The 12,430-nt window shown below is 56.8% G+C and carries 8 protein-coding genes; 4 read left to right on the top strand and 4 right to left on the bottom strand.

Features of this window, described 5'->3' with window-relative positions; genetic code table 11:
* Window positions 1-512 precede the first annotated feature (512 nt).
* The 3 genes from K1Y02_20760 (at window position 513) to K1Y02_20770 (ending at window position 3,692) form a co-directional block, all read left to right on the top strand.
* The gene (locus K1Y02_20760) at window positions 513-1,052 is read left to right on the top strand and encodes a metallophosphoesterase family protein (protein ID MBX7258806.1); all 540 of its coding nucleotides are present in this window, start codon (window positions 513-515) and stop codon (window positions 1,050-1,052) included.
* A 260-nt stretch (window positions 1,053-1,312) separates the two neighbouring features.
* On the top strand, window positions 1,313-3,259 hold the full coding sequence (locus tag K1Y02_20765; protein MBX7258807.1) for a glycoside hydrolase family 127 protein: 1,947 nt from the start codon (window positions 1,313-1,315) through the stop codon (window positions 3,257-3,259).
* A 214-nt stretch (window positions 3,260-3,473) separates the two neighbouring features.
* Window positions 3,474-3,692 (top strand): hypothetical protein, encoded by a 219-nt coding sequence (locus K1Y02_20770; GenBank protein ID MBX7258808.1) that lies wholly within the window; start codon window positions 3,474-3,476, stop codon window positions 3,690-3,692.
* Window positions 3,693-3,712: 20 nt separating this feature from the next.
* Here K1Y02_20770 and K1Y02_20775 read toward each other — a convergent pair whose 3' ends face one another.
* The 3 genes from K1Y02_20775 to K1Y02_20785 form a co-directional block, all read right to left on the bottom strand.
* Complete coding sequence (locus K1Y02_20775) at window positions 3,713-5,050, bottom strand: sterol desaturase family protein (GenBank protein MBX7258809.1); 1,338 nt, start codon at window positions 5,048-5,050, stop codon at window positions 3,713-3,715.
* Between the two features lie 228 nt (window positions 5,051-5,278).
* A complete protein-coding gene (locus tag K1Y02_20780) occupies window positions 5,279-6,163 on the bottom strand; it encodes a DUF1559 domain-containing protein (GenBank protein MBX7258810.1) in 885 nt (294 codons plus the stop codon).
* Between the two features lie 185 nt (window positions 6,164-6,348).
* The gene (locus tag K1Y02_20785) at window positions 6,349-7,461 is read right to left on the bottom strand and encodes a GntR family transcriptional regulator (GenBank protein ID MBX7258811.1); all 1,113 of its coding nucleotides are present in this window, start codon (window positions 7,459-7,461) and stop codon (window positions 6,349-6,351) included.
* Between the two features lie 296 nt (window positions 7,462-7,757).
* Here K1Y02_20785 and dinB point away from each other — a divergent pair, with 296 nt between their 5' ends.
* Complete coding sequence (gene dinB / locus K1Y02_20790) at window positions 7,758-8,960, top strand: DNA polymerase IV (GenBank protein MBX7258812.1); 1,203 nt, start codon at window positions 7,758-7,760, stop codon at window positions 8,958-8,960.
* Window positions 8,961-9,389: 429 nt separating this feature from the next.
* On the opposite strand, the gene K1Y02_20795 is transcribed toward dinB, so the two are convergent.
* Window positions 9,390-11,933, bottom strand: coding sequence for a hypothetical protein (locus K1Y02_20795; GenBank protein MBX7258813.1), 2,544 nt, complete (start codon window positions 11,931-11,933; stop codon window positions 9,390-9,392).
* Between the last annotated feature and the right edge of the window lie 497 nt (window positions 11,934-12,430).

Here is a 12,430-nt window from a genome sequence, read left to right on the forward strand (position 1 = left end):
AGACTCAGCTTGGCTCGTACGAGCTTGTTGGATTGGGTCATGGTTATCTCTCCTTTGGTTGGCGCCAAAGGGATACCTGACCCAATTCTCGTGTCAGGTGTCAAATCAAGTCGTGACTAGGACACATAAGGGTATTCGAGAATGTTGTTGCTTATACGCCGCCGGCCTCATCGAGGCCAGCGCTACCGAACTCTCCCAGTGAGCGCAGACGGGTATATCCCTGGATTCAGCGAATAGCCTGTGCCAGATTCTTCGTCCGCCTGAGGCGGACTCAGAATGACAGTCCATGTGGCGCAGCCGCCCTCGGCTGCGATTCGGTAGCGCCCGCCTTCCACGGCGGGCGGGATTACCGCAGAGTGCAGATTAAGAAAAGACGCCCGGCATGGAGACTGCGCGCATCTCATGGCAGAGTCTCTTCGGCGCAAGAAACGCGACAAGGTGTATGCCGCTCGTTTATAATTGCGTGCCACCTAGCACGAGGGTCGGCTCTTTTGCATCCATGAGAGGTGTCGGTGCGTGAGTTGGAAAGGCGCGGTACGGCGGTGAAAATTGGAGTCATCAGCGACACGCATGGGAACCTTAAGCTGATGTTCCGCGCCGTGGGGGTGTTGACGAACGAGCTGGACGTGGAGTTGTTTTACCACGTTGGCGATAATTACGACGACGCGGAAGCGCTGGCTCATGCGGGACACGCTGTAAGAATGGTCCCGGGGCTATGGTGTCCTGAGTATCACAATACGCGGGTGCCCAACCGGATAGCCGAGTCAATCGACGGCATTACGGTGGTGGCTGTGCACGCCGAGAAGGACCTGAGAGGGGCGGATTGGGGGGCATCGATTATCTTGACCGGCCATACGCATGTTGCTCGAGTAGATAAACTCGGCCGTACACTGCATGTGAATCCGGGCCATCTCAAAAGCATGTTCGACCGGGGGGAACGGCCGTCGTTTGCGACCATCGAAACCTCGGACAAGGAAGTCCGGGTAAAGGTTCACGAGTTGTCGGGCGATGTGCGAATCGATGTGCGGGTGCCGAGGGAGGAATTGGCGTAGACTTTCGTTGGGGTGGCGGCTGAATGGCAGCCGAGGGTGGCTGCCCCACAAGGGGGAAAAACGGGGACAGACCCGTCTCCGCTTCGCTCCGCTTGTGTCAGTGACGTTTTCAGTTGAGGGCGTCGGTGGTTGCCGAAAAACGGGGACAGACACGTCTCCGCTTCGCTCCGCTTGTGTCAGTCCCCGTTTTTCGGGGTACTGAAGAATCCGATTCCGATGTATGATAGGTGTTGGGAACGAATGTAGAGGTGGTTGTGGGTATTCGAGAGACGACAGCGAATCTTGCGCCGCAGGCGCTGATTCCTCTGCCGCTGGGGAGCATTCTGCCGCGGGGGTGGCTTGCCGAACAGCTCAAGATTCAAATCGACGGGCTGAGCGGCCATCTCGACGAGTTTTGGCCGGATATCCGCGACAGCGGTTGGATAGGGGGGCCTGCGGAGTCGTGGGAGCGCGGTCCCTATTGGCTGGACGGTGTGACGCCGCTCGCCTTTTTGCTTAACGACGATACCCTGAAGTCGAAAGTGCACGAATGGGTCGACTTCATACTCGCCCATCAGAAGCCCGATGGTTGGCTTGGACCCACGAAATCAAAGGGTCATGATTCGTACGACACATGGCCGCTCTTCGTGGTGTTGAAGGCCCTATCCCAGTATCAGGAAGCCACGGGCGATCCGCGCGTGATCGGTGCGATGACCAAGTGTCTCAAGAAGATTGAGAAGGTCATCGAGAAAAAGCCGTTGTTCGAGTGGGGCAGGTATCGTTGGGCAGACCTCGTTGTGAGCATTCACTGGCTATACGACCGAACGGGCGAAGACTGGCTGCTCGAATTGGCTGAGAAAGTCCGCAAGCAGGGGTATGACTGGCGCAATAACTTCGCCGATTTTCGTTATACGACAAAGACGACGCAGGACAAACTGGCGTCCTTCAGCGAAGACGCCTACGGCAGTGACGATAACGTGGGCTTTTTCGCGTCGCATGTCGTGAATAATGCCATGGGGATTAAGGCTCCGGGCGTGTGGTACCGGCAATCGAAAGATCCGGAAGATCGCCATGCGCACACGCAGATTCTCGACGTGTTGGACAAGTACCACGGCCAAGCCAATGGCATGTTCTCGGGCGATGAGCATCTGGCTGGAACGATGCCGTTTCAAGGCACGGAACTGTGCGCCGTGGTTGAAGCCATGTATTCGCTTGAAACGTTGCTCGCGATAACCGCCGACCCCGAATTGGGCGATCGGCTGGAGAAGATCGCGTTCAATGCTTTGCCAGCCACCTTCAAGAAAGACATGTGGGCGCATCAATATGTTCAGCAGGTGAACCAGGTCGTGTGCAAGGTGGCCGAAGATCGGGTCTATTCGAACAATGGCCCCGATGCGAACATCTTCGGCCTGGAACCGAATTTTGGATGTTGTACCGCGAACATGCACCAAGGGTGGCCGAAATTCGTTTCCCACATGTGGATGCGGACGTCGGACAACGGCCTGGCGGCGATTTCGTATGCGCCGTGCCATATTTCGACGACGGCAAACGGGGCGCAAGTCGATGTAGAGGTTGAGACTTCGTATCCCTTCGGAGACCGCGTGAAGATTACGGTAAAGGTCGACAAGCCTGCCTATTTCCCCTTGCGGCTCCGCATTCCAAAATGGGTGAAAGACGGCGCGCTGACGATTGCCGGGCACGAGTATCCGTTGGACGAGCCGGGTACTTTCTATGATGTCATGCACGCATGGAAAGAGGAGACGGAGATTCAGTTGCGCCTGCCGATGAGGCCTTCCTTGAAACGCAGGCCTCGAAACGCCGCGGTGCTCGAACGCGGGCCGCTCGTGTATAGCCTTGCGCTCGGTGAGAATTGGCAGCTTCTGAAGGGTGAACCGCCTGCCGCGGACTGGGAAGTCTTTCACACCACGCCGTGGAACTATGCCATCCAAGTTGAAGAGGAATACTTGAATCGCCTGGTCGAGTTTAAGGAACGTGGCATGATGTGGGGCAATCCCTTCTCGCCCGAAGGCGCTCCGATGCGGGCCTTCTTGAAGGGACGCCGGATGCCGGAGTGGGTGCTTGATCGGAACGCGGCAGGTCCGCTACCGGAAAGCCCGGTGCATTCCGGAGAACGGCTGGAAGAACTCATCTTCATACCGTACGGGAGCACGAATCTGCGCGTCACGGAGTTTCCCGTGTTGCGCCGGGACTGCTGGGAAGAAGTGTAGTCCGGATTTCTCACGAACACACGTGAACCTCTCTCATGACCAGTGTGTTTGCGAGACTAGCGGCGAAAAACAAAGCGGTTCTAAGAAAACAGAGTGTGTTCGCGAGAAATCCTCATGGCATAACCTCAACGTTTTGCACGTGAGCAATTGGCGCCGGCGCTCAGTCGCGCCGGTGAAGTTTACGGACTAGTCCTATTCGCAGGGAGGCGATTGGTTGCTGAAGCGGTTCATCCTCGCGTTTGTTGCCGCGATCCCCTCGTATGTGCTGGGCGCGTTTGGCGGCGGCGCGCTTGTCTATCAGGTTTCAAGCAATACCCACGATCGGAGCATGGAAGCGGCGATGACAGGGGCCTTCGCGTTGGGTCCTGCCGCGGCGGTCGTGGTATTTCTGGTAATCATTTTCTGGCCGAAGAAGGGCGACTCCGCAAGCTGAGCGCGTGCGTTTCGTTCGTCTTACTTCGCGCTGACGAGGGGAGATTCGGTGGACGATGGGTCGGGCAGACGCTTCTGCTCGACGGGAGTTGTCGTGTAGTAGTTGTTTTCGATGGCCCCGAACGGACGCGTGAAGACGCGGCGGTGTGCGAACACCCACGCGAGCAGAACCGCAATAGTCACAACTGACGCGATGGCCAATGCAAGTCCGCTGGCCGTATCGAGTCCGAAGAACCTGCTGCACCAAATCACGCACGCCGTCGCGAAGACTGGAAGCCGGAGCAGTTCTACAAGGAATGCCCAGCGCTTGCCTTCCAGCAATCCTCCAATACATACGAGCGTCATGATGACGAGTCCCGCGACTCCCGCGCGTTCGGTCCACTCCATGGCGCGCTCGTTCTTCATGAAGAAGATGCCGATGACGAGCGTCGGCAGGAATTGGGCGAATGCGTACATGCTGACGCCAACAGGGACCTTCGGATCGTATTTGAGATAGAACTCGCGAGTCTCTGAAGCGGGCGGCCCCTGCTTCTCCAGTCCTTCTGGACGCCACGCGGGTTTCATGAACCACACGAGAAACTTGTCGCGCGTGCGCGGCGCATTCCACGCGAGCCGGGCGAGGTCAATCCAGTAGTGGACGTTGGCCCAAACGGGATTCCAACTGCGCAGGGGAGTCGCCGTGCCATAAAGTGGCTCTTCTTCCTCGGCCTGGAATGTGCCGAAGAGACGGTCCCAGATGATTAAAACGCCGCCGTGGTTCTTGTCGATGTACTTTGGATTTTTGCCGTGATGAACGCGGTGATGCGAAGGCGTGTTCATGAACCATTCAAGCGGGCCGAGCTTGCCGATGGTTCGCGTGTGAATGCCAAATTGATAGATCGTGTCGAGTTGCGCGCAGGCGATGAAGAGTAGCGGCGAGAAACCGATATAGCCAAGCGGCAAATAGAAGATCCAGAAGAGGCACCCCTGGAAGAGGCCTTGCCGGAGCGCGACGCTGAGGTTGTATTCTTCGCTTTGGTGGTGGGGAATGTGTGACGCCCAAACGATATTGATCTCGTGACTGGCGCGGTGCGCCCAGTAGTAGGCGAGGTCGTAGAGCAGAAAGCACGCAATCCACGCGAGGACGGAGTTGTTGGGGATGTCGAACAACCGGTGATGGTGGTAGAGATACAGGTAGCCGACGAAGACAAACGACTTCAAGAAGGCCCCGCCTACCTGGTCAATAATTCCAAGGCTTAAGTCGTTAATCGAGTCGTTGAACCGGTAATTGGCCCGCCTTGCGAACCAGCTCACAAGCAATTCGACGCCAATCAGCAGGAAGAATACGGGGACGGCCATGTCAATGAAGTTCGGTGCCATAAACCCTTCGTGCCTTTCCCGTACTCCGGGAATCCGGGACACTGCGCCCGTGCGGGCGCATCACTGCCTTGCTGCACTCCGAGAGACATGGTACAGCGGTGGGTCTGAGGCGTCAATAGGCATGGATGGCCGTGATGCAAAGAAAAGGCAGGCCAGCGGGGCGTCGCTGGCCTGCAAGAAGGGGTGGCTATGATTAGGCTCGGGGTTGTACCCGGCTAGTTGGAACTTTTAGTTGGCTACGAACGTCCCATACAGCCAGGCGAATGCCCTGCTTGCGGGATACGTCGACGGGAACTTCAGGAACGTAACGTGACCGTCCATGTACAGCACGTTGGAGCCGCCAGGGACGTGATTGAAGTTCTGTGCGTCGGAGGTGATTTCGTCAAACATGATGGGGATTTCGCTCTGCGCTGCTGCCGAAGCCGCGGGGTTGTTGATATCGGAAACGAAGAAGCGTTCGATGCCTTCCCGCAATCGATAAATAAGTACACCCGAGTCGTCCACGTCCGCGTCAAATCGTTCTGCCGCGTCTTCGGGCGTGTTCAGTCCGGTGGGAGTCAGCAGGTTGTTAAGGGCAGTCGCGAAATTCACATCGATGTTGCCGCCGATGGCGGGAGGATTAAGGTTTTCATCCGTTCCCGGAACAATCATGTCGTCCTTGGTGAGCGCCCATCCGAGGTACTTGTACGAGATGCCCGAGAACCGGCAAGGATCATAGGATCCGTTGGTGGCGTCGCCATAGAGGTTCCATCCACCCGATTCCATGTAGCTTGCGCCGTCCGCGTCGGAGGGACAAATCATGACGTTAACGTCCGTGAGGTATTCCGGATAGACCGAGCGGCCTTCGAAGAAGATCGTGCGGTCGGTCACAACCGTACACGGCTCACTTACGTTGTCAGAATCCGATGCCTTCATGTGCGGGTACTTTTCGCCCTTGGATTCGTTGGCGTACATTTTGAATACGAGACCCATTTGTTTGAGGTTGTTGGCGCAGCTTGCACGGCGCGCCGCTTCTCTGGCGCGGGCCAGTGCAGGAAGCAGGATGGCCGCCAGAATGCCGATGATGGCAATCACGACCAACAACTCGATCAGAGTAAAACCTCGCTTACGCATTGTTGCAGATCCCCCTTTTATGTTTCATTGGTGATTGAAGCAGGCTGTCGGATTCGGCCTGCTTGCGGTTTTTCAACTTCACTCACAGATAGTAGGAACATGATTCCATCGAAGTATTTCTTCGCAGCCTGCGATTGCACGGGACCAAATTCTGCCTGCTGGGCTACTGCAAATCGGCCGCCGCCTCACCCCCTTTCCGCATCGGCCATTTCGTTCTTGCTTTCAATGAATGCCCCCGGTTCTATGTAGAGCCTTTGTGTCGGCATCTCCGGATTGTTCATGCGGGCCAAAAGCACCTCGGCGCTCTGCACTCCAATCTCGAAACCTCGCTGGGGCCTCCGAATCATCGGCACGTGAGGCATGCCCCCTGGGTATTCGTCATCCACAATGGCCAGCTCGAAGTTCGATCCGATGCGATAGCCAAGCTTGGTAAGTTCGTTATAGATGGGGCGGGCCGCGTCTACGTGGACACATACAAACGCCGTGGGCCGGTTGCAGAACGCCATCATCGTGCCGACGGTCTCCTGGGGGGACTGTTCCAGCGACGTCAGGTTTATGATGTATTGCTCGTCGTACGTCAATCCGGCCTCTTCCAACGCTTGGCGGTATCCCTCGACTCGGTCCTGAATACTGGAGGCGTTGGGGCATTCGATTCCAACAAAGCAGATGCGCTCGTGGCCCCGTTGAAGCAATTTCTGAGTAAGGCTGCGTCCTAGGGCTCGGTTGTCCGATACCACGTAGTTCGCGTCGAGTCCCGGCAGACAACGGTCGATGAGAACGAAGGGGAAGCGCTTGTCGATGAGTTCTTGGACGAGTGCGCGCGTCTGTTCGTTGTCGTTGCCGATCCAGAGCACCAACCCCGTGACACCGCTGTCGATGACCGAACGCAGAAAGCGCGGCTCGGAAGGCGCATGAGGCTGAGGGAGGTTAAGGTTATAGGTCAGAGTCTGCAGCGATTCCTGGGAGGCGCGGTGCATGAACCCCTGAACGACATTGTATGAGTGCCCCGCGATGATTTTAGGGATAACGATCGCGATGGCGCGTGCGCCGGCGACCTTAACCGCAGACATCTGGCCGGCCATGGGGGCGACATAAGAACCGCTCCCTTGCTTGCGAACCAGGTATCCTTCCACTTCGAGTTCCCGAAGCGCTTGTCGTGTCTGGCTTCGGTTGACGCCCAACTGCTTCGCCAACTCGATTTCGGAGGGTATTCGAGCGCCTTCGGGGAGACTGCCGTCCTCAATCTTGGACTTCAGTTCCTGCTTGATGCTCTCGTAGACTGGCACTTTCGTTGACATCGCCGCGAAGAGATACCCGGTTTGCACCTGATGGTCATGGACCAGCTAGGTTGTTTCTGGAAGTTCCAGTGCTAATCTAGAATATGTTGAACAATTTGTCAAGAGCCAAGCAAGTTGGTGATTCAATTTCCCGTTGATTGAAGCACCCTTTGTATCTTCCTGTTATTGCAGTGCGGGTTATCATATTGATATGAATAGACTTATTGCAATAATTTGGTATGGGGAGATAAATTGGATTGACTTGGGAAAGGAAGCAGAGTAAACTGAAATAGATTTCAGTATAAAGGGCCGTCGTCATGGAACGCCGCATTCTACACATTGATATGGATGCCTTCTTCGCCTCGGTGGAGCAGGTGTTGAACCCGGAGCTTCAGGGGAAGCCGCTGATCATTGGTGGAGACAAGGATGACGTCAGGGGGGTGGTATCGACGGCGTCGTACGAGGCGCGAAAGTACGGAGTCCATTCCGCGATGCCGCTGGCGCAGGCGAAACGGCTGTGTCCTCACGGGATCTTTATGCGGGGAAACTTCGAACGCTACCGGGAGGCTTCGGAGAAGGTGGGAGCCATCCTCGATACGGTGTCGCCCCTGGTGGAGGCGGCGTCGATCGACGAAGCCTACGTGGACGTATCGGGGTCGCAGCATTTGTTCGGAGGCGACGACGCGATAGCGGCGTACATCAAACGGCGGATTCGGGAAGAGACGGGGCTGCCGTGTACCATCGCGATTAGTTCGAACAAGCTGGTTTCGAAGATTGCCGCGGACAAGGCCAAACCGGACGGGTATCTACGCATTGCGACGGGAGACGAGGCGGCGTTTCTGCGGCCATTGCCGTTGGGAAAGCTGCCGGGGGTCGGCCCGAAGACACGCGAGACGCTGGAACTGTTGGGGGTGACGACCGTCGGCGCGCTGGTGGATCTGCCGTTGGCGACGTTGATGGGGGTGTTTGGTCCGGCGGCCTATGGATTGCAGCGCGCGGCGCTGGGGATCTCCACGTCGCCGGTCGAACCGGAATCGATCCCGAAGTCCATCAGCCGCGAGACGACCTTCGAACAGGACCTGCTGGATTGGGAGCAGGTCGAGCGGGTGCTGGTCTATCTGACGGAACGCGCGGCGTACGCCCTGCGCGAACACGGCATGGAAACGCGTTGCGTGACCTTAAAAGTGCGGTACGCCGACTTCAAGACCAATACCTTCGCGCACACCCTGCGCGAGCCGACCTGCCTCGATACCGATATCGTCGAGGTGTTGCACACCCTCGTGCCCAAAGCCAAGGAACGCCGCGCGCGCATACGCCTTATCGGCGTCGCGCTGACCTCGCTCACCTACAACCAACACCAACTACGCCTGTTCGGCGGGAAACGCTCCGAGAAATGGGAACGCGTCCTCGAAGGCGTCGACCATATCCGCGACAAACACGGTTTCGAAAGTATCCGCACGGCCAAATCCATGACATTGGGGAAAAAGGTCAAGCTGGCCACGCCGTCGCTGTCGCGGTAGGGGGGGACACTCCCATTTTACCGATAGCGCAGCGAGGACAAGTCTGAATTGTCGACAATTTGTCGAAGGTTGAAGATGAAGGCGGCAGATGGACGGATACGCGCGTCGCGACTGGTCTCCATTCTCGCATCGTCTCTCTCGACGTCACCGAGCATTCCTTCAATTGTAGCGCCCGGTCTCCGCCGACACACCTGTCGGCACGCCGGGCGGTATTGGGTGCTCAAGCCGGGCGTAGCGGCGAAGAGCACGACAGAATCGCAAAGACGCAATGTCGCAAGGTAGCGCAGGCCTCGATGAGGCCGGCGTCACATAAGCGGTAAAAGTCTGGTCTGCTCTACACGGCACATCGTCCGTGATCGACGGTCTACATCACGCTCACACGGGGTTCGAAAGTAACCGCGCGGTACAGAGGTCAAGTCGCAACTGTAATCACGAATCACGGGCAGACAGCACACCGCCTACCCGCCCCGCAAGCACAATTCCCACACTTGCGCATACCCACGTAATCAAAGAGACCGCCACAGAGGCGTATACGCGCACGGAGGTAAAAACGAAGCGTACATTGTGGTCACCGCGAGGTACCTCGACGGCCATCAATGCATCATCGGCGTCGAGAATCGGCACGGGGACCCCGTCAAGATAGGCTTGCCATCCGGGATAGCGGGCTTCGGCGAACACGAGTAGCCGGTAGTCGGGGAGATCGTGCAGACTAAACTCGGTGGTATCGGCGCTGAAGCGTGTGATCGAGATCTTCTCTCCCTCATCGGCACGGTCCCATACTACATGTCCCTCGATCAACGAGAAATCTCCATCATCTCGACTCAATGGGACGGAGATGTTTGCATCGAATTGACGCTCGTCAGGCAGTGGCCATTCCAGCCAAGCTCCGTTCGGACCCGTCACACCAATCGGGGTTGACGTAAGATAGCGCAGTTCCCCGGTGCTTACGTTTGTCAAGTGCGCATCGGCAACTCCTTGACAATTGCTCGTGTAACGAAAACGAAGCGCGGCGTGTTTAGCAGGTAACTCCATGGAGGAGAGCGCAATCGAAAAGCGGACGACTCGCTGTGGGGAATTGTCAGACCCAGCAATGGCCGCCAACTCATTCGATGGGATGGCGATGGGTTCCGCCGGATCGGCTACCGCGCTTGCAGCTAAGTCAGCCCGTTCTACTTGCCGTATGTGTTCGGGACTTGCCCCTGGTAAGAACACCGTCGTTACCGCCGGAAAAAGTGTCTGCTTATCCGGTAGGGGGCCGCGTACATACTGACTCGCAAGCCAGGCCCTCCGCTTGGCAATCAGATTCAACCGTTGATTGTCTTTCGCAAATTCTCCCAGCATATGTCGAAAGTACTTGTGCTCGTAATCAGGGGAACAAAGTAGTCTGTATGTGGATGCAAGAATGAGATCTTCACATCCGCTGACACAAGGCTGCAGGTGGTACATCCCGAAGTTTGACTTGGGGTATGGCCGGGAGCTGCGCATATTCGACGTCGGGAGACTTGCGGGATTACGCAAATCGTCCAGCGTTCCGGGAAATGCCCACGTCTTTGAGTCGTGGAACGCGGGCATGTAGCGCCAATCCCACAGTAACATCTCCGAAAAGACCAAGAGCGGAATCACCCAAGACCAGCGGGGCGGCTTGCGCAAACTGGCAACCAATAGAATCGCTCCGAGCAGAAGCACAGGGGGGACCAAATTCTCCAGTCTAGGAACCAAATCGCCTTGTGAGCCGGGCCACGGGAATCCGGTGCCCGGATTCGCTGCCACGAATATCAGGGCACCTCCGGCAAGCATGACAATAAGAGTAGCCAAGCGCCTCTCCCCCTGGGTTGACGCCCTGCGGAGAATCGTCTCGGTCCCAAAAGCCGCTAGCATTCCAATCGGAAAAGCGAACAAGAACCATGTATACCAGCACAAGCTAAGCTGGAAAGGTGCCGTTGTTTGAAGGAACAAGGAGATTGGAAGGGGTGATCCGATCGAAATGTCTACGAAGACGTAGAGGATGGACGCGTAGATAAGGACGCGACGAGAGGGTCGAACGAACAGGCCGGCGCATACCAACATAATCGCTCCAGCGCCGAAACCCACGGGGTAGTTGACTAACGTGTCCAACAACCCTTGGGCGGAAAAGCCTGACATGGCTCGCTCGTCGTAATGCAGTCCGGAAGTGGAGTCCCGCGTGGTCAGCCCGACAAACTGTGCGGAAGGGACAAACAGAACAATGGATCCTGGCGCGGCGACGGCAAATATGATTCCACAGACAAGCACAAGACGCTTGGCTCGCGCTCTCAAAATGGCGGACAGCCCTGCCGTGGATTTTCGCGGCAAGACCATGCAATAGACGAGCGCGCCCGGCACAAAGGCAGTGACAATGTAGATGGCGAAAATTGGGAAGCCAGCGAGAAAAATTAGCGTCAACAACAGCCCCGCCAGCAATGCTGCGCGCACGGCCCGTCTATCTTCCTCAGCCTCCAAGGCGCGAAACGTCGCAAGGAATAACCAAGGAACCCACGCGATAGTGGTGGTCCAAGGAAAGAGCTCATTGATACTCAACAAACTGAGCCAATTGAATAAAAACGTACACACGGCAACCCACGCGGCTGTCCGGCTCAACCGGTGATACCGCGCCAGGTAATACACTCCCAAGCCTCCGACCACGGCATGGCCCAGCTCCATCAACGCGAGGCTGATATGCGTACGCAAGGGAGTTGGAGCGATCGTCAGAAGGCTTCGCAGCAAATTGGGAGGATAGAAGATCTGCACTTGCGGACTCGCGGCAAACGGTGTCCCGCACATGATTAGGGGGTTCCACAACGGCCATTCCCCCTGATGGATACAGTAGTCGAGGAAGAACTGATTCGGGCCGTAGTAACGCCAGGCGTCAAACAGTCCCACAAACCGCGGTGTGTCGAGTGCTGTGACCACATATTTGAACGCCAACAGCAGCCCACCGAAGATGACTAGTGTCACGAAAACCAGTTCTGAAGGTCGAACGCGTTGGGTGTTGTCCATCGGCCATTTACTCGCGCGATCATGGAAGTCCGCAGAACAATACGGGAGATATTGTCTGTTTGCAAGGAAGTGAAGAAGTATGGCGAGGTGCTCTTTAGCACGTAGTAGAAACAGGTGGCAGCCAACCATTGTGGACCGCCCGCTGCGCTTGCCGCGGAAGAAACTCGGCAATAGGAGAATCGCTCTTCCCTGGAGTGCAACGAACGGACCCATATAGATGGGGCGTGTCACAATCAGAAAGGGGCCAAACCATGTCCAGAAGAACCTTGTCCAGAATCCTCGCATCTGCGACACGGATGTCTGACATGGCAGGGGGGTGTCCCGATAAACGGAGCTACCCTCCTGCACAGGTTCAGCCAGATCTTTCAGTTCTAACTGCTTATCCTGTTGGGACTTGCCGGTTTCTACGAAGGATCTCTGTGCTTCTCCGGTAGCCCCCAGGCTCTCCAGGACAC

The sequence above is a fragment of the Candidatus Hydrogenedentota bacterium genome (genome assembly GCA_019695095.1).
Taxonomy (GTDB): Bacteria; Hydrogenedentota; Hydrogenedentia; order Hydrogenedentales; family SLHB01; genus JAIBAQ01.

What these genes read in the sequence shown, in the direction of transcription:
- K1Y02_20775 (MBX7258809.1), bottom strand. Translation starts at nt 5,050, where the DNA reads ATGGCACCGAACTTCATTGACATGGCCGTCCCCGTATTCTTCCTGCTG.
- K1Y02_20780 (MBX7258810.1), bottom strand. Translation starts at nt 6,163, where the DNA reads ATGCGTAAGCGAGGTTTTACTCTGATCGAGTTGTTGGTCGTGATTGCC.
- K1Y02_20785 (MBX7258811.1), bottom strand. Translation starts at nt 7,461, where the DNA reads ATGTCAACGAAAGTGCCAGTCTACGAGAGCATCAAGCAGGAACTGAAG.
- dinB (MBX7258812.1), top strand. Translation starts at nt 7,758, where the DNA reads ATGGAACGCCGCATTCTACACATTGATATGGATGCCTTCTTCGCCTCG.